The 22,085-nt window shown below is 63.8% G+C and carries 17 protein-coding genes; 10 read left to right on the top strand and 7 right to left on the bottom strand.

Annotation, left to right across the window (positions count from 1 at the left end; translation table 11 throughout):
- The first annotated feature begins 47 nt into the window (after positions 1–47).
- The 3 genes from ACSQ3S_RS31280 to ACSQ3S_RS31270 all read left to right on the top strand — a co-directional run bounded on the left by ACSQ3S_RS31280 (position 48) and on the right by ACSQ3S_RS31270 (position 1,074).
- Positions 48–272 (top strand): hypothetical protein, encoded by a 225-nt coding sequence (locus tag ACSQ3S_RS31280; protein ID WP_436144806.1) that lies wholly within the window; start codon positions 48–50, stop codon positions 270–272.
- Between the two features lie 6 nt (positions 273–278).
- Positions 279–698: a hypothetical protein gene (locus ACSQ3S_RS31275; RefSeq protein WP_436144805.1), complete on the top strand. Its 420-nt coding sequence runs from the start codon at positions 279–281 to the stop codon at positions 696–698.
- Between the two features lie 67 nt (positions 699–765).
- On the top strand, positions 766–1,074 hold the full coding sequence (locus ACSQ3S_RS31270) for a hypothetical protein (protein WP_436144804.1): 309 nt from the start codon (positions 766–768) through the stop codon (positions 1,072–1,074).
- Positions 1,075–1,101: 27 nt separating this feature from the next.
- Here the strand turns inward: ACSQ3S_RS31270 and recQ are convergent, their stop codons facing one another.
- The 3 genes from recQ to ACSQ3S_RS31255 all read right to left on the bottom strand — a co-directional run bounded on the left by recQ (position 1,102) and on the right by ACSQ3S_RS31255 (position 6,084).
- On the bottom strand, positions 1,102–2,925 hold the full coding sequence (recQ, locus tag ACSQ3S_RS31265; RefSeq protein ID WP_176652167.1) for a DNA helicase RecQ: 1,824 nt from the start codon (positions 2,923–2,925) through the stop codon (positions 1,102–1,104).
- 29 nt (positions 2,926–2,954) lie between these two features.
- The gene (locus ACSQ3S_RS31260; RefSeq protein ID WP_176652168.1) at positions 2,955–3,791 is read right to left on the bottom strand and encodes an undecaprenyl-diphosphate phosphatase; all 837 of its coding nucleotides are present in this window, start codon (positions 3,789–3,791) and stop codon (positions 2,955–2,957) included.
- 193 nt (positions 3,792–3,984) lie between these two features.
- A complete protein-coding gene (locus ACSQ3S_RS31255; protein WP_436144803.1) occupies positions 3,985–6,084 on the bottom strand; it encodes a hypothetical protein in 2,100 nt (699 codons plus the stop codon).
- Between the two features lie 271 nt (positions 6,085–6,355).
- Between ACSQ3S_RS31255 and ACSQ3S_RS31250 the strand changes: the two genes are divergently transcribed.
- On the top strand, positions 6,356–6,634 hold the full coding sequence (locus tag ACSQ3S_RS31250; protein ID WP_436144802.1) for a hypothetical protein: 279 nt from the start codon (positions 6,356–6,358) through the stop codon (positions 6,632–6,634).
- 117 nt (positions 6,635–6,751) lie between these two features.
- Here the strand turns inward: ACSQ3S_RS31250 and ACSQ3S_RS31245 are convergent, their stop codons facing one another.
- The 3 genes from ACSQ3S_RS31245 to ACSQ3S_RS31235 all read right to left on the bottom strand — a co-directional run bounded on the left by ACSQ3S_RS31245 (position 6,752) and on the right by ACSQ3S_RS31235 (position 12,314).
- Positions 6,752–9,154, bottom strand: a complete 2,403-nt coding sequence (locus ACSQ3S_RS31245; protein WP_436144801.1) for a TonB-dependent receptor — start codon at positions 9,152–9,154, stop codon at positions 6,752–6,754.
- A gap of 111 nt (positions 9,155–9,265) precedes the next feature.
- The gene (locus ACSQ3S_RS31240; protein ID WP_436144800.1) at positions 9,266–11,461 is read right to left on the bottom strand and encodes a glycoside hydrolase family 88 protein; all 2,196 of its coding nucleotides are present in this window, start codon (positions 11,459–11,461) and stop codon (positions 9,266–9,268) included.
- A 37-nt stretch (positions 11,462–11,498) separates the two neighbouring features.
- Positions 11,499–12,314, bottom strand: a complete 816-nt coding sequence (locus tag ACSQ3S_RS31235) for an NAD-dependent epimerase/dehydratase family protein (RefSeq protein WP_176652173.1) — start codon at positions 12,312–12,314, stop codon at positions 11,499–11,501.
- Between the two features lie 87 nt (positions 12,315–12,401).
- On the opposite strand from ACSQ3S_RS31235, the gene ACSQ3S_RS31230 reads away from it, so the two are divergent.
- The 6 genes from ACSQ3S_RS31230 to gudD all read left to right on the top strand — a co-directional run bounded on the left by ACSQ3S_RS31230 (position 12,402) and on the right by gudD (position 21,327).
- Entirely contained in the window at positions 12,402–13,394 is a 993-nt protein-coding gene (locus ACSQ3S_RS31230; protein ID WP_176652174.1) for a LacI family DNA-binding transcriptional regulator, read from the top strand.
- A 98-nt stretch (positions 13,395–13,492) separates the two neighbouring features.
- Positions 13,493–15,421: a hypothetical protein gene (locus ACSQ3S_RS31225; RefSeq protein ID WP_436144799.1), complete on the top strand. Its 1,929-nt coding sequence runs from the start codon at positions 13,493–13,495 to the stop codon at positions 15,419–15,421.
- 7 nt (positions 15,422–15,428) lie between these two features.
- Entirely contained in the window at positions 15,429–15,809 is a 381-nt protein-coding gene (locus tag ACSQ3S_RS31220) for a 5-carboxymethyl-2-hydroxymuconate isomerase (protein WP_176652176.1), read from the top strand.
- 18 nt (positions 15,810–15,827) lie between these two features.
- Positions 15,828–17,738, top strand: coding sequence for a glycoside hydrolase family 2 protein (locus ACSQ3S_RS31215; protein ID WP_436144798.1), 1,911 nt, complete (start codon positions 15,828–15,830; stop codon positions 17,736–17,738).
- Between the two features lie 2 nt (positions 17,739–17,740).
- Complete coding sequence (locus tag ACSQ3S_RS31210) at positions 17,741–19,960, top strand: glycoside hydrolase family 3 N-terminal domain-containing protein (protein WP_436144797.1); 2,220 nt, start codon at positions 17,741–17,743, stop codon at positions 19,958–19,960.
- A gap of 23 nt (positions 19,961–19,983) precedes the next feature.
- Positions 19,984–21,327 carry a glucarate dehydratase gene (gene gudD, locus ACSQ3S_RS31205; protein ID WP_176652179.1) on the top strand — a complete coding sequence of 448 codons (1,344 nt, stop codon included), beginning with the start codon at positions 19,984–19,986 and terminating at the stop codon, positions 21,325–21,327.
- Here gudD and ACSQ3S_RS31200 read toward each other — a convergent pair whose 3' ends face one another.
- Positions 21,328–22,050 carry a substrate-binding periplasmic protein gene (locus ACSQ3S_RS31200; RefSeq protein WP_436144796.1) on the bottom strand — a complete coding sequence of 241 codons (723 nt, stop codon included), beginning with the start codon at positions 22,048–22,050 and terminating at the stop codon, positions 21,328–21,330.
- Positions 22,051–22,085: the final 35 nt, after the last annotated feature.

The following is a 22,085-nucleotide window of genomic DNA, read 5'->3' as shown; positions in this document are numbered from 1 at the left end:
CCAGATGGCAATCCTCATCTCCCGATTAATCAATAAGGATTTGATCGATGAAAGCAAAATTTGACTACGATGATGTCGTAAGGATAGTTCCTGATGCGCCTGATGATCTCCGTTCGAACGAGAAAGCATGGATCGTTGGTGTATTTGAGACACGACCTGGACCGTTCTTTGATAAATTTCCAGACGGAGTTGTGTACACAATTGAGTTTGAAGATGGATCTTCGAAGGAGATTCATGAAATGTATTTGTGCCGCGATACAGAGTCAACTTAAAGGTTATTGGCAGTCAATGAAGAAAAAATGTTTCATTTAAGTATTCTTGTTACGCTTAGCGGGCGAGATTTTCGGCCTTCTCCAGAATTTCTTAAAAGCAGTTATTTAGAAAAATCATGGAAGCCAGGCGATTTTTCCTTGCCGGGAGGGCGTGGAAGAGAGTTCGATGACACGGGCGTAATTTTTCGTGTCTTAGACCGTTGTGATCAATACGATTGGGAAATTTTGGCTATAAGCACCTTTCGCGAAGTCTGCGAGATAATATTGCGAGAGGAGATAGCCACGGTTCCCGTGACGCCGCTCGTTTCGATTCGAGTTGCAACTGATGGCGCAGACTATCCACCGCTTTATCTCGGAAGAGAATTAATGGGGGAGATTGAACGCCTTAAAGCTGAAATCGATATTGATATTATCGCTTCATTATAGGCGTACGGGATTTCCCTTTTTTGACTCCATAATAAGTTCTCTTAGCTCGATAGCTCAGGAAGCTAAAATGTTTTTTAGAAAAGGAAAGAAATATCGCGTGCTTCTGGAAGGGCGGAATTTGCTGATGGAGATGCAGGGTCTGGAACGGCTTGGTTATTTCACGACCAGGTACGTTGAAGCGGCAGACAGCGAGGAGGCGGCCGAGCATGCGATGGACCTTGTCCGCAAGGAGCTCATTTCGACGGGCGCTTTACTCAACGCTCTCGATGATCCACCCATCGTAGAGGTTTCAGAGATAAGCCGGATCGAATCGTTCAACGGCATTCGTGTGCCCGGCAAAGGATTCACATTCTTCCCTGAGGATGCGCCGGATTGAGTCCGTCCGCCGCCGTCGAAAGCCTGATTACTCCATCTCGCTGATCATGGCAACGATCTCGTCACCATAGGACGCCAGCTTCTTCTCGCCGACGCCGGAAATGCCGCGCAGGTCGGACAGCGTGGTCGGCCGCGCCTTGGCGATCTCGCGCAGCGTGGCGTCGTTGAAGATGATGTAGGCCGCCACGTCGTGCGCGCGCGCCGTCTCCACCCGCCACCAGCGCAGCTTGTCGAAGATGGCCTGCTCGCGCGGCGACAGATCGCTCTCCACATAGCCCTTCGCCGCCCGGCTCGGGCTCTTTTGCTTGACCGGCTTCTGGTACTGTCGCAGCTGCACCTTCTGCCCACCCTTCAACACCGGGCGCGCGGCGTCGGTCAGCTTGAGCGAGCTGTATTGTTCATGGTCGACCGTCACCAGCCCGAGCGCGATCACCTGGCGCAGGATCGCGCGCCATTCGGCTTCGGTGCGGTCGGCGCCGATGCCGAATACCGACAGCGAATCGTGATGCCAGGTCTTGATGCGGTCCGTCTCGACGCCGCGCAGCACCTCGATCACATGGCCGGCCGCGAAGCGCTGGTCGACGCGGTACACCGCCGACAGCAGCTTCTGCACCGGCACCGTACCGTCGAAGGACACCGGCGGGATCAGACAGGTGTCGCAATTGCCGCAGGGGCCGGAGCTCTCGCCGAAGTAGTCCAGCAGGCGCACGCGCCGGCAGCTCAGCGTTTCGCACAGGCCCAGCATCGCGTCGAGCTTGTTGCCCAGCACGCGCTTGAAGGTTTCGTCGGCCTCCGATTCGTCGATCATCCTCCGCTGCAGCACCACGTCCTGCAGGCCGTAGGCCATCCACGCGCTGGACGGATCGCCGTCGCGGCCCGCGCGGCCGGTCTCCTGGTAGTAGCCCTCGATGCTCTTGGGCAGGTCCAGGTGGCAGACGAAGCGCACGTTGGGTTTGTCGATGCCCATGCCGAAGGCGATGGTGGCGCACATGACGATGTTCTCTTCGCGCAGGAATTTGGCCTGGTTGGCGGCGCGCTTGGCGTGGTCCATGCCGGCGTGGTAGGCCATCGCGCGCACGCCGTTCTCGTTCAAGAACTCGGCGGTCTCCTCGACCTTCTTGCGCGACAGGCAGTAGACGATGCCGCAGTCGCCGCCATGCTCGGTGGTGATGAAGTCGAGCAGCTGCTTGCGGCCGTTGGCCTTCTCGACGATCTGGTAGCGGATGTTGGGCCGGTCGAACGAGGACACGAACTGCATCGCGTCGCCCAGCTGCAGGCGGTGGACGATCTCGGCGCGGGTCTGCGGGTCGGCGGTGGCGGTCAGCGCGATGCGCGGCACGTTGGGGAACTGCTCGTGCAGCACCGACAGCTTGATGTATTCGGGCCGGAAGTCGTGCCCCCATTGCGATACGCAGTGGGCCTCGTCGATGGCGAACAGCGCGATCTTCGACGCCTGGAACAGGTTCAGGCAGCGTTCCGTCATCAGGCGCTCGGGCGCCACGTAGACCAGGTCGATCTCGCCGGTGCGCACCAGCCGCTCGATGCGGCTCGCTTCCTCGTAGGTCTGGGTCGAGTTCAGGAAGGCCGCGCGCACGCCCACCTCGGCCAGCGCGTCGACCTGGTCCTGCATCAGCGCGATCAGCGGCGAGATGACGACGCCGACGCCGTCGCGCACCAGCGCCGGGATCTGGTAGCACAGCGACTTGCCGCCGCCGGTGGGCATCAGGACCAGCGCGTCGCCGCCACCGCTGACGTGGCCGACGATCTCCGCCTGGTGGCCGCGGAAGGCTGGGTAGCCGAACACGGTCTGCAGCAGGTGAAGGGCGCGCTCGTTATTTTCCTGATGACTCATTTCTACTACTCGCTTCTACTGCAAAGGTGTTAGTCGGCCCAGACGATGACGCCGGTGTAGCCGGTGACCAGTACCATCAGGCCGAAGGCGATGCGGTACCAGGCAAACGCGGTGAAGGTGTGCGAGCTGATATAGCGCAGCAGCCAGCGCACGCACAGGAAGGCCGAGATGAACGCGGCCACGGTGCCGATTGAGAACAGCGGCAGGTCGGAGGCCGACAGCAGCGCGCGTTCCTTGTACAGCGAATACACGGTGGCGCCCAGCAGCGTCGGAATCGCCAGGAAGAACGAGAACTCGGTGGCCACCTTGCGCGACAGGCCGAAGATCATGCTGCCCATGATGGTGGCGCCGGAGCGGCTGGTGCCCGGGATCAGCGCGAACGCCTGGGCGATGCCGATCTTGATGGCGTCCATCGGCGTGATGTCGTCGACCGAATTGATGCGGGCCATGGCCGGATTGGCCTTTTCGCGCTTTTCCACCCACAGGATGACGAAGCCGCCGACGATGAAGGCCAGCGCCACCGGCACCGGCGCGAACAGCACGGCCTTGATGGCCTTGTTGAACAGCACGCCCAGCACGGCGGCCGGCAGGAAGGCGATCAGCACGTTGAGCGCGAAGCGCTGCTGTTTCGGGTCGCCCAGGCCGGTCAGCACGGCGGCGATGCGGGCGCGGTATTCCCAGCAGACGGCGAAAATGGCGCCGGCCTGGATGACGATCTCGAACACTTTCATCTTTTCTTCCATGCCGTGGAAGCCCAGCAGGTGCTCCGCCAGGATCAGGTGGCCGGTGGAGGAAATCGGCAGAAATTCCGTGAAGCCTTCTACCAGGCCCATGATCAGGGCTTTGAGTGCGAGAACGATATCCATGAATTAAGTATTTACGCGTGGAAGTTGACGGGAGTGATGCTGCCGCAGGGGCGCCGGGGTCGAAGCTTACCATGTTCGCGGCGTCCGATTCTGAATCTGACTCAAGCGTAATGCGGTTTTATGCGCCGAGGCAAAAAAAACGCCCCGGGAAGGGGCGTTGTGAGGAGCTATTTGTTGCAGGGGATGCCGGCGCTTACCAGTTGGCCAGCAGCGTGTACTTGCCGTTGGTGGCGCCGGTGCCGCCGCTGTAGTAGATCACCTTGGCGTACAGCGTGCCTGCCGTGCCGTAGCTGACGCTGTCGGCCTGGCCCGCGCCCTTGACGCTCGACGCCACCTTGGTGCCGCTGCTGTTGTACAGCTCCAGGTCGTAGTCCGAGCTGGCGTTCGGAGTCATGGTCACGGTCAGCGTTTTACCGGCCGGCAGCACGACCTTGTAGTAGTCCACATCGGTCGAGGCGCTGACGGTGCCGTTGACCGTGGTGCCGGCCGTGGTCAGCGCTTGCGCGGTGGCGGTGGTGTTATTGCTTTCCACTTCGGCGATGGTCGGGCCGCCGGGTACCGACGACAGGATGTTCTGCGCTTCAAACTTGGCCTGGAAGGTGTTGGCGTAAGTCAGGTCCGAAGGGAACAGCGTCTTGGCCGCGTTGACGATGGCGGTGGCCATGGCCGGCATCTTGACGTTGCTGCCCAGGCCGAAGTGCGCTTCCAGGATGATCTGGTCGATGTTCGAGCGCGGCTTGCCGGCGGCGATCAGCGCCACCATGGCCTGGTACAGCGGCGCCGACCACAATTCGTCCGACTGGAACGTCACGCCGCCTTCGGTCACCGACTGGTGCGCGGCGTAGGTCTTGCTGGCGTTGTACTTGGCGTCGGTGCGGTTCAGCATGCGGCCGGCCCAGCAGGCACCGTGGCCGTCCCAGCTGAAGGCCCACTCCGGATGGTAGATCTTGCCGTTCGGGGTGCTGTAGGAGTACGACGCGGCCCAGTAGTCGCCGAAGCCTTCACCCATGGCGCCGGTGTCGCCGCCGGTCCAGCTGGAGTCGATGTTGGCCTGGATGCCATGGCCGTATTCGTGCAGGATCACGTCGGCGTCTTCGCTGTCGTTCACGCAGCCGTGGCCGAAGGCGAGGTAGTCCGAGCCGGCCGCGCCGCCGCTGTAGTGCGAGTTGTCGTCGCCGTTGACGCCGTCGGTGTCGACGTCCAGCGGACGGTTGATGATGGACTTGGTGCCGGTGAAGCCGAGCGACTGGATGTAGCGCTGGCTCTGGTCCAGGTGGAAGTAGACGTTGGTGTCGTCGAACGCGTTGTTGCCGCGCTTGGCCGTCCACACGCCGTTGGTGGTGGTGCTCGGCGCGGTGGCCGGCGCTTCGATGTTCTTGATGTTGACGAACGGGCCGCTCAGCTTGTAGACGCCGGAGGTCACCGTCAGGTCGCGCAGCGTCTTGGTCGAGTAGGCGGCGTCGAAAGCGGAAGCGGCCGAAGTGTCGGTCAGCGCGTCGGTGTTCAGCACCGTGCGCGGATCCGGATCGAAGGCGTAGCCGGAACCGTTGATGCCGGAGGCCACGGTTTGCGCGGCCGCCGCGGTGTGCCCGCCCTGGCGGCTCACGGAGCGGGTGGCGGCGCTGCGGTCGAGCACAGGGCCGCCGACGTTGGCGCGCGCGGCCAGCGAGCGCTCGCCCTTGCGCGGCAGCGAGGTGGTGTAGGAGTCGATGACGGTGCCGTCATGCGCGTTCAGGTACTGGACGAAGCCGCCGGTCGGCATCTGCGCCTCGATGGTCACCTTGCGCGCCAGTTGCACGCCGTCCTTGGTCGGCACCCACACCAGCTCGGTGCCCGGCGCGGCCACCAGCGGATGCTGCACCTTCATGTTGTTCCAGCCCAGGTCCAGCGCCTGCTCTTCGCTGATCTGCGACTTGTTGTACAGCTGGTTGACGGCGTTGGCGTCGACCTTGTCGGAGATGTAGCGGGTTTCATTGAAAATCTTTTGCAGCTGGCCGTTCTTGCCGATGGAAACGATGATCTCGGCGCGGTCGACCGGCAGGCCGCGCAGCATCTGCTGATAGTGGTAGTGCTTGCCGGTGATGGATTCCTGCACCTTGACCAAGGTCAGGTTGTTCAGCGAGGCTGGCAGGCCGAAGCGCTCGGCGTTCTGGCGCAGCACGTCGTCGGGCGAGGTGGCGGCGGTGGCCGAGAACAGGGTGAGGTTGTCGACCGAGTAGCTGCCGGCGTGCGCGGTACCCGCGTAAGCCAGGACGATCAGGGATGCAAGTAATGGGCGGGCAAATTGGCGCATGCTGCAGGGACTCCTATCAATATTGGTTTATTCGGTATGCGAGCCGGTGTCCGGCTGGTGCTGAGCGACTGGTGCCCGACGAGTATAGCCATGCCTTTTTGCCATTTGTAAAATCAGGCCTTTTTAGACATTTGGCGGCGTTCTGTTAAAAATGAGACATGGCGGCCGCCCGCGCGCGGCGCTAAGATGGGGCGTAAAAATCTCACGAAAGGCGTGTATGTACCGATTGATTTCCCTCCTTCCAGTGGTTGCATTGGCCTCGGGTTGCGCCATGGCGCAAGCGCCCAAGCCCATCGAAGACGTGGAACCGGAGGTGACCAGGGAGGTGGCCGCCGCTATCGCGAAGCAAGCCGCCGGTCCGGAGGCCGACGGCGCCACGCTGGTGCGCGCCTGCCCGGCCGCGCCGCCGATGGAACTGCTGAAGCGCAGCGTCGACGGCGAAGAGCGCACCTATGTCTACCGCGCCCGCTGCGGCAGCGCGCTGCTGGTCACCGCCACCTACGGCAAAAACCGCGCGATCAAGCGCCTGCAGGTGACGCCGGAAAAATAAAAAAAGCCCCCTGGCCGCGCATAGGGGAGGCGGACAGGGGGCGAAAAACCGGTGGCTGCTGTGCGGCCGCAAGCCGGTAAGAGGGAGATGCGAGGTGATGCCTGTGCTACTAAACTCTTAGAACGTCATGTCCAGGCGGGCGCCGAAGTAGCGCTGGAAGTCGCGCGGCGGCAGCCACTCGGTGGTGTTGACCACCAGCGGCGTGTTGGGCGCCTTGCTGCTCCAGTTGCTGTTGGCATAGCCGTTGTTCAGGCCTGCCGCGTAGCGCTTGTCGAACAGGTTGTTGACCAGGAAGGTGAACTTGTAGCGGTCCTGCTTGTCCTTCACGCCGACGCTCAGGTTGGTGATGCTGTAGGCCCCCTGGACCGTCATCGGATCCTGGCTCAGCGAGAACTGCGTGCGGCTCTGGTAGCGCGTGGTGGCCGCGACGAAGCCGTTGAAGCTCTGCGACGGCAGCACCACGTCATACTGGCCGCCCAGGTTGACCTTGATCTTGGGCGCGTTCGGCAGCGTCTTGCCGGCCAGATTCTGCACATTGGTGTTGTTGTACTTCGGGCTGTTGGCGCAGCCCGGTCCCGGCACGGTGCCGGTGCCGGTGGCGTTCAGCACGTTGTAGCACGGGCCGTTCTCGAACGATTGCACGGTCGCCTCGGTGTAGGCGAAACTGCCGTTCAGCTGCAGCTCGCGGGTCACGCGGATGCTGCCCTCGACTTCCACGCCCTGGGTGCGCAGGCCGCCGATGCTGTTCAAGCCGGTGCGGTAGGTGCCGTCAGCGTCGAAGAAGCTCGACGATTGCTGGAAGTTCTTGAAGTTGGTGCGGAACAGCGCCGCGCTGAACATCGCGCGGTTGTCCAGCAGGCTTTGCTTCAAGCCGATCTCGTAGCTGCGCGCGGTTTCCGGCTTGACGGCAGGCAGCTTGGCGGTGGCGGCGGTGAAGCCCGACGTCAGGTCATAGGCCACGCCCTTGTGGCCGGTCGAGGCCATGCCGTAGACCATGCTGTCCTTGTTGATGCGGTGCTCCAGGCCCAGCTTGCCGGTGAAGCTCTTGTCGTTGTCTTCCTTGTGATAGAACTCGGTCATCGCGAACGACTGCGGCGGCACCGTGTAGCGGCGGAAGTTATAGCCGGTGTCTTCGTCGTTGTAGCGGCCGCCCAGGATCAGGCTGGTGTTCGGCACGAAATCCCACGAACCCTGGCCGTAGATGGCCTTGCTGATGTTCCACGCGTCGGCGCCGTACGAGGTGCCGTAGGCCTGGATCAGCGGCGCCTTGGTCAGCTCGCGGTTGAGCCAGTTCTTGCCGTACCACAGGCCGGCCACGTAGCGCACCGCGCCCTTGTCCGGCGAGGTCAGGCGCAATTCCTGGGTGGTCGAATGGACGTCGAACGAGCCATACTGGAACAGGCCGCCGTGCATGCCGGTCGGCTTGCCGTTCGGCAGCAGCAGGAAGGGCAGGATGTCGACGTCGGTGTTGTCGTTGTCCTGGTAGTCGTCCATATGGTAGCGGCTGTAGGACGAGATCGAGCTCAGCGTGTGGCCGGCCAGCGGACCGTTCGGATCGAAGGCCCAGTCCAGCTTGACGCCGGTGCCCACGTCATGGAACTTGCCGCCGGTCGGGTAGTCGTTGCGCACGTCGCGGTTGCCCGGGCCGATGTTGATGCCGGCCAGCACCAGCGAGACCGGCAGCTGCGGCGCGTTGCGGTAGATGCCTCCCGGCGACATGTAGCTGTAGGCGCTCGAGCAGCAGAACTTCTCGGTGCGGTTGTAGTGCGGCGTCAGCGTGACGGTCAATTGGTCGATCGGCGTCCACTCCAGCTTGCCGCTGAGGTTGTCGCCCTTGCTGCCGTTCAGGTGGCCGCCGGTGGTCAGGTCGTTCAGGGTGCCCTGGTAGCTGGTCTTGCTGGCCGCCAGGCGCATGCGCAGGTTGTCGGACACGGAGCCGCTGACGCTGAAGCCGCCGCGCCATTCATGGTCGTCGGTGATGTAGGTGCTGACGTTGGTCTTGATCGGGCCGCCGATCGGCTTGGTGGTGATGTTCAGCGCGCCGGCGATCGAGCTCTTGCCGAACAAGGTCGATTGCGGGCCCTTCAGCACTTCGATGCGGTAGACGTCGGCCAGGTCCTTGAACGCGCCGGCCTGCATGCCGAGCGGGATATCGTCGACGATGACCGACACGTCGGCCTCGACGCCGATGCCCAGCGAGAAGGTGCCGATGCCGCGCATATTGATGCTGAAGTTGCCCGGCTGCGTGCCGTAGGACAGCGTCAGCGCCGGCGACAGCGAGGGGATGTCTTCCAGGTCGCGCACGTTGGAGCGCTGCAGCACGGCGTCGCCCAGCACGGTGATCGAGGCCGGCACGTCCTGCAGGTTTTGTGCGCGCTTGTTGGCGGTGACGACGACGGATTCGAGCTTGCCGCTGTCGACGGGCGTGGCCTGCTGGGCGGAAGCGGTGTGGGCTGCTGCCAGCAGGGCGAGTGCCACTGCGGCCGTGATGGGCCGCAGCGTCGGTAAGGATGATTGCATGATGTCTCCAGAAATATTATTAAGTACTATTAAACTGCTTTGTGGAAGCGCTACCATTCAGGCTTAAAAAATACGCCGGCGGGCGCGCGGACCGCCGGCGGTGATGCAGAACTATTTCGAGCTGACCTTCAGCGGCGCCTTCAGTTTCTGCGCGTAGTTGCGCACGTAGGCTTGCCAGGCGGCGCCGTCGGCGAAGTCGCCGCTCTTGCTCCAGCCGGCGCCGAAGTAATAGACGAAGGGCTTGCCCGGCTGCGCGGTACCGAGCGTCAGCTGCTGCTTGTCGGCGACGGCAAAGCCGCTGGCGCCGGCCGGCAGGATCACGCCGCAGCCGGTGGTGCCGTCGTCGCCGTGCTGCGGTTCCCAGTAACTGGCCCAGCCGCCGGCTGCGTCGGTGACGTATTCGCCCGGCTGGTCGCGCTGGACGATGCCGACGCCGACCGTCAGCGGGCCCTTGCCGGTGGCGGTGTACTTGCTTTCCACGCGGGTCATGTTGGAGCCGGCGTCGATCGAGTAGCGCTTCACTTCCGACACCATGCGGCCGCTGCCCGCGTCCCACTTGCCGAAACTGAGTTCGAACACGGAGCGCAGCGGGCCGTCCGCCAGCACCTTCCAGCTCTGGTAGTTGGACGAGTTGTGCAGCGCATTGTCGGTATAGACGGTGGTGCCGCCGCAGCCGCGGTTCTGGCCCACGTGGTAGTAGTCCAGGCCTTCGCCGTGGTCCTTGTGATATTCGCCGTTCTTGTACCATTTATCGACCACCGGGTAGCGCACCTTCTTGACCCAGACGTCGACGCCGCTGCTGATCAGGTGTTCCTTCGGATCGTTGATGATGGACGGGCCGTAGACGCGGTGGACGATGCGGTCGCTCTCCCAGGCGAAATCGTCGAGGCGCTCCGGCACGAAGCGGGCGTGCGTCTTGACGTCGGCCGGCGGCACGGCGGCCAGGCGCTCGGCCGGCAGCACCAGGTAGCGGTGCGTGTCGCCGGCCGGCAGGTTGACCGAGAACAGCAGCTGCTTGCCGATCACTTGCGAATTGAGGATGGCCGAGGTGGAGGCGTCCATCACCACGGGGGCTTTGAGACTCGATCCCAGCGCCACTTCCACCAGCTCGTCGCCGCGCAGACCATCGGTGCCGTTGGTCACGGTGACCGTCTGCGGCTTGGCCTTGTCCAGCACCGCCATGCGATACACCTCGCTGCCGGCCAGCAGGAAGCCGCCGACGCCATAGACTTCGGTGGCGCTGTCGTCGAAGACCTTCGGCGCCAGGCCGATAGGCTGCACGTGGGTCAGCTTGCCGTCGGCCTGCACGTTGGCCACCAGCGCGGTCCAGGCTTTCTGCACCGCCGGCTTGTAGGCCTTGGCGTCCAGCAGGCCCTGGTTGACGCCCCAGGCGAAGGCGTAGGCATACAGCGCCGAGCCGCTCGATTCCTTCATCGGGTAGCTGTCCGGATCGAGCAGGCTGGCGCGCCACAGGCCGTCGGCCTGCTGCAGCTTCAGCAGCCGTGCCGACATGTCCTGGTACTGCTGGACGAAGCGCGGACGGTCCGGATGGTTGACCGGCAGGTACTGCAGCATGCGCACCAGGCCTCCCATCACCCAGCCGTTGCCGCGTCCCCAGTAGACCTTCTTGCCGTTGGCCTCGCGCTTGTCGAAGTAGTTCGAGTCGCGGAAGTACAGGTGCTCTTCCTTGTCGTACAGGTAGTCCGAGGTGACCCACCATTCGCTGACGGCGAAGTCCAGGTAGCGCTGGTCGCCGGTGACGGCCCACAGGCGCAGCCAGGTCGGCGGTCCCATGAACAGCGCGTCGCACCACGACCAGCGTTCCTGGTTGCCCTTGACGGTGAACTCCAGCGTGCCGCTGCGGCGGTTGGCCAGGATGTCGTCGAAGCTGGCGCGCATCGGCGCGATCATCTTCCGGTCGCGCAGCTGCAGATACAGTTCGGCGTAGGTCTGGCCGATGATGTGGTCGTCCGCGTGGTAGTGGTTGGGGCCGAGCTTCCATTCGTTCTTTTCGCCGACGGCGATCATGGCGTCGCGGTATTTGCGGTCGCCCGAGATGCCCACCAGGGCCATGAAACCGGTATCGCCCACCGCCTGCGTCCAGTCGTCGATGCGGTGCTTGCTGGGATTGGCCAGCTGCCAGTCGGCCACGCGCTCCATCGCGTTCAGCACCGCCTTCGGATTGATGGCGGCCGACGGCGCGGCCGCTTCGGTGGTTGGCGCTTCGGCGGCAAATGATGGCATTGCGGGCAGTGCAGCCGCCGTGAAGGCGGCCAGCACGGCGGCGTGCAGATAGGTTGGTTTCATGTGGGCGTCTCGTTTATATTTTTTTGAGGGTGCGGCGTTATTTGTACATCGGTCCCGCGGTGACGAACGGGCCGCCCTGGTAGACGGTCGGCGCGTCGTCCTTGGCCGGATAGTCGGCGTTGTTCGGGAAGCTGGCGGCGAATTCGCTGGAGCTGTGCTTCGGCGCGTAACCCAGGTGCGAAGCGTGCTTGTTGTCCCACCACTTGGTTGGATTGTCCGAGGTGCCGAAGGTGATCGTGTGGCCGACGCGCGGCGTGAACAGCGAGCAGCGGATCAGTTCCACCAGGTCGTCGTAGGCCAGGTAGGTCACCATCATGCGCGAGTTTTTAGGCTCGGGGAACGAGGAACCGATGCGCAGGCAGACGGTCTCGGTGCCGAAGCGGTCGTAGTAGTAACGCGACAGCGCCTCGCCGAAGGCTTTCGACACGCCGTAAAAGCCGTCCGGGCGCAGCGGCATGCTGGCGTCGACCAGCTGCGTGGTTTCGTAGAAGCCGACCACGTGGCTGGAGCTGGCGTAGATCACGCGCTTGACGCCGCATTTGTGCACCGCCTCGTACAGGTGGTGCAGGCCGAGGATGTTGGCGTTCATGATAGGCTCGAACTTGTCTTCGACCGAAATGCCGCCGAAATGCAGTACCGCGTCCACCCCTTCCATCATTTTCAGGACGGCGTCGCGGTCGCCCAGGTCGCCGATGACGATTTCCTCGCCCTCGGCCGCCGGGCCGAGATCCTTGACGTCGTTCAGGCGGACGACATCGGCCCATGCCTTGGCGCGCTCGCGCAGGACGGTGCCCAGGCCGCCGCCGGCGCCGGTCAGGAGTATGCGTTTGAATGGTTTTACACTAGAAGTCATGGCTTGCTTTTATATGGTTGAGGAGTTAGGCTTGGTTAAACGTTTAATCAGCAGTATAACGAAAATATTTTCAAGGTCAATCGCTTCATGAAAAAACCTATCCCCACGATCCGCGATGTTGCAGCCGCCGCAGGCGTCTCCACGGCTACCGTGTCCAAATTCGTCAACGGTGCGCAGCGGTTTTCGCCGGCGGTCGAGGCGACGATGACGCAGGTGATCGCCGATCTGGGATACCGTTCGAATCCGCTGGCGCGCTCGATGATCACCGGCCGCACCATGAGCATCGGCCTGTCGGTGCTGGACGTCGGCAACCCCCACTTCACCGGCGTCGTCAAGGGCGCCAACCGGGTGGCGCAGGCGCACGGCTACACGCTGCTGCTGGTCGACACCGAGGAAAACCCGGACCGTGAGCGTCCCTTGCTGGAGGCGTTGAGCCGCCGCGTGGACGGCATGATCGTCATTTCGCGCATCCCCGAGGCGGACATGGACTGGATCGTCGCGCTGGAAAAGCCGCTGGTGTTCTTCGGCCGGCTGGCCACGCGCGACCTGCCGTGGGTGGCTGGCGACGACCATCGCGGCGCCTGCATGCTGACGCGCCACCTGATCGCGCTGGGCCACAAGAAGGTGGCCTACCTGGGCTTCTCGAAATCGCGCCGCGACGAGGAGCGGCTGGCCGGCATCCGCGAATGCCTTGCCGCGCAAGGGCTGCAGCTGACCGTGTACGACGGCGCCGCGCCGTCGTCGGAGGAGGGAGAGCGCATGTGCTCCTCGATCATGCTGGGCTCGGGGCACCCTGATGCGCTGATCTGCTACAACGACTTGATGGCGCTCGGCTTCATGAAGGCCGCGCAGACGCTGGGCTTCCGCCTGCCGGTCGACATTTCGGTGGCTGGCTTCGACAATATCCGCTTCGGTAACTACACATCGCCGCCGCTGACCACCGTCGACTTGCAAAGCGAGCGCCTGGGCGCGGCGGCGATGGAGCAGTTGATCGCGCAGATCCGCGGCGAGCCGGCCGGCTTCAGCCTGATCGAACCGCAGCTGATACTGCGCGGCTCCACGCAGAACCGCAACGGCTGAACCGGTTTTTTTTCGCGCAAGGCTTTACCTGTCCGGCAAAATCAAATAACATCAGTTAAACGTTTTCCATAAAATTACCAATCTGAGACGCCCACCCCATGACTTCCACCCGATTCCGCCTGAGCGCGATTGCGCTTGCCATCCTCACCGCCACCGCCACCGCCACCGCCACCGCCACCGCCACCGGCGGCGCCGTCGCGCAGACCGCCGCGGTATCCGCAGTGACATCGCCGGCCAGCTACGTGCCGCCGCTGGCGACCGCGCCGATGAACCGCATCGTCCAGGACAACGCCTACAAGCAGCTGGATTACTTCTTCAAGAAGCTGGTCGCGGAAAAGGAGGCCGTCATCATCGACGGCTATGCGCCGTTCAAGTCGGGCGACAAATTCCTGCCGGGTAAAGTCGCTGCGGGCCTGGGCCACGTGCTGCTCAACAGCGCCAAGGACGACCCGTCGCTGCCGCAGCGCCTGCGCGACTACCGCGACATCGCCGACATGACGGTCGGCATGGACAACCACACCTGGGGCATCTACTACTACATCGGCACGCTGGTCAAGCTGAAGGAGGCGGGCCTGCTGGAGCAGGCCGTCAGCCCGGCCACGCTGGAGAAACTGCGCAAGCAGCTGGACTGGCGCACCTTCGTCACGGTGCCGCAGTATGAGCTGATCAACCTGCCGACCAACTACTACGGCGTGGCGTTCAGCATCGCGCGCCTGCGCATGCTGATGGGCTGGGAGGACGACAGCGGCGCCAAGATCCTGCTCGACAGGATGCTCACCCACTACAAGAAATACTCGGGCAAGTTCGGCTTCTCCGATGAAACCGACGGCGAGGGCCGCTTCGACCGCTACAGCATCCTGCTGATCGCCGAGATCTGCGAGCGCTTCCTGGAAACCGGCCTTGAGCCGACGCCGGAACTGAAAGGCCTGCTGCGCAAGGCGGCCGACATCGCCCTCAACGTCGGCAACACCGCCGGCGACGGCTTCAGCTTCGGCCGCAGCCTCGGGCCTTACGGCGAAACGGCGCTGGTCGAGATACTGTCCGTGTCGGCCTTCCTCGACGTACTGACGCCGGAAGAGAAGCAGTATGCGTATGCCTTCTCGTCGCGCGTGGCCGCCCGCTACATGGACTTCTGGTACGACCCGGGCATGAATTCGCTGGACATGTGGGGCAAGGGCCGCCGCACCGACGCCTATCGCGGCAAGCACCGCATCCTTGGCGAGAACTTCTCGCTGCTGCACCAGCTGATCTACACCAACGACACCTGGAACAAGGCCGGCATGAAGGACGTGGCGCCGAAGGCCGACCTGCAGGCGTGGCTGGACAAGAACCGTCCGCAGTTCAGCACCACCACGTTTGCGCAGGGCGAATACGACCGCGCGCTGACGATTTTCCGCGATGGCAAGCACATCGTCAGCCTGAACATCATCAACGGCGGCAGCAGCCAGCATGACAACAGCCCTTACTATCCGCTGCCGTTCGCGCCGGGCATCGTCTCCGGCGTGGCCGACAGCGGCGGCACGCATGCGCAGCTGCTGCCGAAGTTCACCATGGCCGACGGCGCGCAGCTGATCGGCGCGGCCTGGATCAAAGACATCAAGACCCGCCAGGACGGTCAGCGTTACACTGTCAGCTATCGCCAGGATGAGCTGGACCGCCTGGGCAAGAAAGGGCCGGTCAAGGACAACCGCATCAAGCTGCAGACCACTTACACGCTGGAGCACGGCCAACTGACCCGCAACGACGTCTACACGCCGGTGGGAACGCAGGAAGTAGACAAGGTGGTGCTGGAATTCGCTTCGTTCTCGGAGCAGCCGACCATCAAGGGCGGCACAGTCACTTTCGCCAAGGGCGACGTCGGCGAGTACAGCGTGGCCGGCCTGCAGAAGTGCGAAGTGGCGCCGACCAATGGATCCAAGGATTTCATGGCGCCGTACGGTGCCATGAAGTCGCTCGTCACCTGCAGCACCGGCAAGCTGACGATGAAGGAACCGTTGACGATCAAGTGGACCATCAAGTACCAGTAAGGACATCATGCCGCACCTGAAGATCGAATACACCGCCAACCTGGACCAGCACGCCGACATCGGCGCGCTGTGCAAGACGCTGTCGCACACGTTGGTCACGCTGAAGGATGCCAATGGCGCACTGGTGTTCCCGCTGTACGGCACCCGGGTGCTGGCCTATCCGGCGGCGCAATACGCGGTGGCAGACGGCGAACAGGGACGCGCGTTCGTCTACATGAACATGCGCATCACCCCAGGCCGCAGCAATGAACTGGTGACGGCGGTCGGCGACGCCGTGCTGGCCGCCGCCAACGAGTATCTGGCACCGGTGCTGGGCAAGCTGCCGCTGCGCCTGACGTTGCATATCGACGCCACGCCGCCGGCATACGAAGGTAAATTCAGTAGTTAATAAAAAATTGGAGACACGATGCGCAGTATGTTGAAGCTGTTGTTGGTATCGGGATGCCTGTCGGCGCTTGCCGCCGCATGGGCGCAGGACGACCAGGCGCCGGGCCAGGCGTTGGTGGTGCCGGCCGCTCGCGCGGGCATGGTCCCGGCAGTGCAGTCGACGCAGCCGCCGACGCTGCATAACATCTACGGCCGCAGCCACCTGCTGCTCGACGGCCGCTGGAACTACATCATCGATCCCTACGAGGCCGGCTACTACAACTACCGCCACCAGCCGTTCGACCAATCCGCCACCGGCTCCGGCGGTTTCTACGACGACCGCAAGCCCAAGGACAAAGGCGAATCGGTGGAATACAGCTTCGACGGCTCGCCGACGCTGGCCATTCCCGGCGACTGGAATTCGCAGAACGCCAAGCTGGAGAACTACGAAGGCACGGTCTGGATGCGCCAGCAGTTCCAGTCCGATCCCAAGGAAGGCAAGAAGTACTTTCTCTACTTCGGCGCCGTCAACTATGAAGCGCACGTCTACCTGAACGGCCGCAAACTGGGCAGCCACAAGGGCGGCTTCACGCCGTTCCAGTTCGAAGTCACGGGCCGGCTGCTGAAAGGCCAGAACACCGTCATCGTCAAGGCCGACAACACCCGCCACCAGGACGACATCCCGACTTTGAATACCGACTGGTGGAACTACGGCGGCATCACCCGCGACGTGCTGCTGGCCGAAACGCCGGACACCTACATCGCCGACTACCAGATCCAGCTGGCCAAGGGCGACATGGGCCGCATCGAAGGCTTCGTGCAGATGAGCGGCGCGCAGCGTTCGCAGGACGTGACGATCACCATCCCCGAGGCGGGCGTCAAGGCCACCGTGCACACCGGCGCCGACGGCCGCGCCGCAGTCAGCATCCCGCTGGCGAAGAACAAGATGCGCTACTGGTCGCCGGAAGATCCCAAGCTGTACACCGTCACCATCGCCGGCGCCACCGACAAGCTGAACGACCGTATCGGCTTCCGCACCATCGAAACGCGCGGCCAGGACCTGCTGTTGAACGGCAAGTCGGTGTTCCTGCGCGGGATCTCGCTGCACGACGAGAACCCCTTGATACCGGGCCGCCTGCGCGGCGAGGGCGACATGCGCATGATGCTGCAGTGGGCCAAGGAGATGAACTGCAACTACGTCCGCCTGGCGCATTATCCGCACAGCGAAGAGATGATCAGGCTGGCCGACGAGATGGGCATCCTGGTCTGGGCCGAGGTGCCGGTGTACTGGACCATCTCGTGGGAGAAGCCGGAAGTCTACGCCAACGCGCACCAGCAGCTGACGGACCTGGTCACGCGCGACAAGAACCGCGCCAGCGTCATCATCTGGTCGATCGGGAATGAGACGCCGGTGAGCGCGCCGCGTAACGACTTCATGGGCAGGCTGGCCGACACCGTGCGTTCGCTGGACCGCACCCGCCTGGTCGGCGCCGCGCTGGAAGTGCACCGCAAGGGCAACGAGGTGACGGTGGAAGATCCGCTGGCCGACAAGATCGACCTGGCCAGCTTCAACGAATACGCCGGCTGGTACTGGTCCAACAACAAGGAGATGCTGAACTTCTCGTTCAAGGTCAATTACAACAAGCCGGTCATCATCACCGAATTCGGCGCGGACGCGCTGGGCGGCCTGCACGCGGACAGCGATACCCGCTGGAGCGAGGAATACCAGGACCAGCTGTACAAGAACCAGTTCAAGATGCTGGACGCGATTCCCGGCCTGCGCGGCATGACGCCGTGGGTGTTGACCGACTTCCGCTCGCCGCGCCGTCCGCACCCGTACTACCAGGACTTCTGGAACCGCAAGGGCTTGATCTCGGAGACCGGCAAGAAGAAACAGGCCTTCTACACGATGAAGGCATACTACGACCAAAAACAGCAGCAATATAAATGACCATGAAGAAGACTACTCTTGCCCTGGCCGCGGCCCTGCTGCCGCTGCTCTCCCAAGCACAGGATGCCCGCATCGAAGCCAAGGTCGCGGCGCTGATGAAGCAGATGACGGTGGCCGAGAAGGTCGGCCAGTTGCACCAGCTTTCCGGCCGCCAGTTCACCGGGCCGGCCAGCAGCGACTACGCCGACAAGCTGGCCGACATCCGCAACGGCAAGGTCGGCTCGATGCTGAACGTCAAAGGCGTCGCCGACACGCGCGAGATCCAGGCGCTGGCGCTCAAGTCCCGCCTGCATATTCCGCTGCTGTTCAGCCTTGACGTGATCCACGGCTACCAGACGGTGTTCCCGGTCCCGCTGGGCGAATCCGCCTCGTGGGACATGGACGCGATCGCGCTGTCGGCCCGTATCGCCGCGCGCGAGGCCGCCGCTTCCGGCATCCACTGGACCTTCGCGCCGATGGTCGACATCGCGCGCGATCCGCGCTGGGGCCGCGTGATGGAAGGCGCCGGCGAAGACACCTTCCTCGGCTCGGCCATCGCCCGCGCCCGCGTGGAGGGCTTCCAGGGCAAGCAGCTGGGCGCCACCGATTCCGTGATGGCCACCGCCAAGCACTTCGCCGCCTACGGTGCGGCCACGGCGGGCCGCGACTACAACGCGGTCGACATGAGCAACCAGCAGCTGTTCGAAGTGTACCTGCCGCCGTTCAAGGCGGCGCTGGACGCCGGCGCGGCCACCTTCATGAACTCCTTCAACACGCTCAACGGCATACCGGCCACCGGCAACGCCTTCCTGCAGCGCGACATCCTCAAGGGCAGCTGGAACTTCAAGGGCTTCGTCGTCAGCGATTGGGGTTCGGTGCGCGAGATGGTGCCGCATGGTTATGCCAGCGACCTGGCCGATGCAGCCGTCAAGGCCATCAACGCCGGCAGCGACATGGACATGGAAGGCTACGCCTACAGCCAGCACCTGGAGGACGCCGTCAAGTCCGGCAAGGTCAAGATGAAGACGCTGGACGATGCGGTCCATCGCATCCTGGTCAAGAAATTCGAGCTGGGCCTGTTCGACGATCCTTACCGCTACTCGGACGCGGCGCGCGAGAAGGCCGTGCTGAGCGATCCTTCGCACCGCGCCGCCGCGCTGGACGTGGCGCAGAAATCGATCGTGCTGCTGAAGAACGAGCGCAAGACGCTGCCGCTGTCGCGCGAGCCGCGGCGCATCGCCGTCATCGGCCCCCTGGCCGATTCCCAGCGCGACCTGGAAGGCGGTTGGGTGGTGCAGGGCGAACGTGCCAAGGTGGTCAGCATCCTTGACGGCATCCGCAGCCATGCCGGCAAGGCGGAAGTCAGCTACGCGCAGGCTTGCGCCAGCGGCTGCGCCGGCAGCGAGGGCTTTGCCGATGCCGTCGCCACGGCGGCCAAGGCCGACATCGTTGTGCTGGCCGTCGGCGAAACCTGGGACCTGAGCGGCGAGGCCAAGTCGCGCACCGACATCACGCTGCCGGGCCAGCAGGAAAAGCTGTTCAGCGCCCTGAAGGCCACCGGCAAGCCGGTCGTGGTGGTGATGCTGGCCGGCCGTCCGCTGGTGTTCAACACCATCGCCGACCAGGCCGACGCCATCGTCTATGCCTGGTTCCCCGGCACGGAGGGCGGCAACGCCGTCGCCAACGTGCTGTTCGGCGACTATAACCCCTCCGGCAAGCTGCCGATCACCTTCCCGCGCAGCGTCGGCCAGATACCGCTGTCGTACGCGCAGTACAACACCGGCCGTCCCGTGACCGACGAGAAGAACGTGGTCTACAAGTCGGCCTATATCGACTCGGTCAACACGCCGCGCTACGCCTTCGGCCATGGCCTGAGCTATACCGACTTCAAATACTCCGGCCTGGCGCTCAGCAGCGCAGCCATGTCACCGGACCAGAAGGTCACGCTGTCGTTCGACCTGGCCAATACCGGCAAGGCCGAAGGCACGGAAATCGTGCAGCTGTATTTGCGCGACATGGTCTCGTCGGTGGTGCGGCCGCTGAAGGAGCTGAAGGGCTTCCAGAAGATCCACCTGAAGCCGGGTGAGCAGCGCCGCGTGAGCTTCACCATCGATCGCAACCTGCTGTCGTTCTATAACAGCCAACTGGCGTGGGGCGCCGAAGCCGGCGACTTCAAGCTGATGGTCGGCAGCGCCTCCGACGATATCCGTCTTGAAGGCGAGTTGAAACTGCAATCCAAATAGTCGTAAAAACCGGACCCAGACTAATGAACTCCTCTCGTCAAAGCGCCACTCCCGTCGTTACAGCCATGCGCGTCATTCCGGTGGCGGGGCAGGACAGCATGCTGCTCAACCTGAGCGGCGCGCACGGGCCGTACTTCACCCGCAACCTGCTGATCCTGACCGACAGCGCCGGCAACCGGGGCGTGGGCGAAGTGCCTGGCGGCGAAGCGATCCGCACCACGCTGGAGGATGCGCAGGCGCTGATCGTCGGCCAGCCGGTCGGCCACTACAACGCGGTGCTCAACAAGGTGCGCACCACGTTCGCCGACCGCGACAGCGGCGGCCGGGGCTTGCAGACTTTCGACCTGCGCATCGCGATCCATGCTGTTACCGCTATCGAGTGCGCGATGCTGGATCTGCTGGGCCAGCACCTCGATGTGCCGCTGGCGGCGCTGTTGGGCGACGGCCAGCAGCGCGACCAGGTGCCGATGCTGGGCTACCTGTTCTTCATCGGCGACCGCACCCGCACCACGCTGCCTTACGCCAGCGACATGGGCGCGGCCGATGCGTGGTCGCGGCTGCGCCACGAACCGGCGATGGATGCTTCGTCGGTGGTGGCGCTGGCCGAAGCGGCCTACGAACGCTACGGCTTCAAGGACTTCAAGCTGAAGGGCGGCGTGCTGCGCGGCGAGGACGAGATCGAAGCCGTCACCGCGCTGGCCGAACGCTTTCCGCAGGCGCGCGTGACGCTCGATCCGAACGGCGGCTGGCTGCTGAAGGACGCGGTCCGCCTGTGTCGCGACAAGGGCGACGTGCTGGCCTATGCGGAAGACCCGTGCGGCGCGGAGGATGGTTACTCCGGCCGTGAGGTGATGGCCGAGTTCCGCCGCGAGACCGGCCTGCCGACCGCCACCAACATGATCGCCACCGACTGGCGCGAACTCGGTCATGCGATCCAGTTGCAGTCGGTCGATATTCCGCTGGCCGATCCGCATTTCTGGACCATGCAGGGATCGGTGCGCGTAGCGCAGCTGTGCCATGAATGGGGCATGACCTGGGGTTCGCATTCGAACAACCACTTCGATGTTTCGCTGGCGATGTTCACCCACGTGGCCGCCGCCGCGCCGGGCAAGATCACCGCCATCGACACGCACTGGATCTGGCAGGATGGCCAGCGCCTGACGAAGGAGCCGCTGCGGATCAAGGGCGGCATGGTCGACGTTCCGGCCAGGGCCGGCCTGGGCGTGGAGCTGGACATGGTGGAAGTGGAGGCGGCGCACCAGCGCTACCTCAATATGGGCCTGGGCGCGCGCAACGACGCGGTGGCGATGCAGTTCCTGATCCCCGGCTGGAGTTTCGACGCCAAGCGTCCTTGCCTGGTGCGCTGATCAGCGCAGGCGCATGATGCGCGCCAGCTCGCCGCTCTTTTCAATGGCGTTGATGGCGGCGTTGACTTCGTCGAGGCTGACGTTGCCTTGGCGCGCCACCGCGCACATGGATTGATACTCGTTGACCACCAGCAGATGGTAGCCGGCCGGCAGGGCGCCTTTTTGCGCCTGCTTGTCGATCATGGTGCGTGCGGCGAGAAAGTAGTCGTAGCGGCCGGTCTGCCACTTCAGCAGCGCCAGGTCGGCCGACGGCGCATCGTCGCGGACGAAATCCGCCCCCAGGCGCTGCTCGACCTCCGGGTAGCGGAAGCCCAGCACCGTGCCGATGCGCTTGCCCTTGAGTTCCTCCAGTGTGCGCGGCGCCGGCACGCGGCTCGATGATACCAGCACTTCCGAGGTGGGGATGAAAGGGCGGCTCCAGTAGACATCGCCCTGCATCCAGGCCGGCACATAGGCGCACAGGATATCGGCGTCGCCGCTTTCCAGCGCGCCCACCATGCGCTTGCGCGGCAGCGACAGGAAGCGTATCGGCCGGCCCATCCGCCGTGCCAGCGCGATGCCCAGCGCCTCCTGGAAGCGGCTTAATTCGCGCTTGTCTGGCGACGGCCGTTCCTCGCTTTTCTGCACGTAGCGCAGCTCCGCCTTGGCGGCGTCGGCGGCATGGGCGGCCGGCGCCAGCGTCGCGAGCAGGGATACAGCGAGGAAGCGGAGGAGTGAACTCATATGGCGCACCGGTTGATGTCCATCCAAGGTAGAGC

This window comes from Duganella sp. LjRoot269, from assembly GCF_964254095.1.
Lineage (GTDB): Bacteria > Pseudomonadota > Gammaproteobacteria > Burkholderiales > Burkholderiaceae_D > Rugamonas > Rugamonas hordei.
The sequence above is the reverse complement of the archived record's forward strand: the minus strand, read 5'-3'. Positions and strand labels throughout refer to the sequence as shown.

Excerpts from the sequence above, each read along its gene's own strand:
- ACSQ3S_RS31280 (WP_436144806.1), top strand. The coding sequence starts at position 48 with ATGAAAGCAAAATTTGACTACGATGATGTCGTAAGGATAGTTCCTGAT.
- ACSQ3S_RS31270 (WP_436144804.1), top strand. The coding sequence starts at position 766 with ATGTTTTTTAGAAAAGGAAAGAAATATCGCGTGCTTCTGGAAGGGCGG.
- recQ (WP_176652167.1), bottom strand. The coding sequence starts at position 2,925 with ATGAGTCATCAGGAAAATAACGAGCGCGCCCTTCACCTGCTGCAGACC.
- ACSQ3S_RS31260 (WP_176652168.1), bottom strand. The coding sequence starts at position 3,791 with ATGGATATCGTTCTCGCACTCAAAGCCCTGATCATGGGCCTGGTAGAA.
- ACSQ3S_RS31255 (WP_436144803.1), bottom strand. The coding sequence starts at position 6,084 with ATGCGCCAATTTGCCCGCCCATTACTTGCATCCCTGATCGTCCTGGCT.
- ACSQ3S_RS31250 (WP_436144802.1), top strand. The coding sequence starts at position 6,356 with ATGGCGCAAGCGCCCAAGCCCATCGAAGACGTGGAACCGGAGGTGACC.
- ACSQ3S_RS31245 (WP_436144801.1), bottom strand. The coding sequence starts at position 9,154 with ATGCAATCATCCTTACCGACGCTGCGGCCCATCACGGCCGCAGTGGCA.
- ACSQ3S_RS31240 (WP_436144800.1), bottom strand. The coding sequence starts at position 11,461 with ATGAAACCAACCTATCTGCACGCCGCCGTGCTGGCCGCCTTCACGGCG.
- ACSQ3S_RS31235 (WP_176652173.1), bottom strand. The coding sequence starts at position 12,314 with ATGACTTCTAGTGTAAAACCATTCAAACGCATACTCCTGACCGGCGCC.
- ACSQ3S_RS31230 (WP_176652174.1), top strand. The coding sequence starts at position 12,402 with ATGAAAAAACCTATCCCCACGATCCGCGATGTTGCAGCCGCCGCAGGC.
- ACSQ3S_RS31225 (WP_436144799.1), top strand. The coding sequence starts at position 13,493 with ATGACTTCCACCCGATTCCGCCTGAGCGCGATTGCGCTTGCCATCCTC.
- ACSQ3S_RS31220 (WP_176652176.1), top strand. The coding sequence starts at position 15,429 with ATGCCGCACCTGAAGATCGAATACACCGCCAACCTGGACCAGCACGCC.
- ACSQ3S_RS31215 (WP_436144798.1), top strand. The coding sequence starts at position 15,828 with ATGCGCAGTATGTTGAAGCTGTTGTTGGTATCGGGATGCCTGTCGGCG.
- ACSQ3S_RS31210 (WP_436144797.1), top strand. The coding sequence starts at position 17,741 with ATGAAGAAGACTACTCTTGCCCTGGCCGCGGCCCTGCTGCCGCTGCTC.
- gudD (WP_176652179.1), top strand. The coding sequence starts at position 19,984 with ATGAACTCCTCTCGTCAAAGCGCCACTCCCGTCGTTACAGCCATGCGC.
- ACSQ3S_RS31200 (WP_436144796.1), bottom strand. The coding sequence starts at position 22,050 with ATGAGTTCACTCCTCCGCTTCCTCGCTGTATCCCTGCTCGCGACGCTG.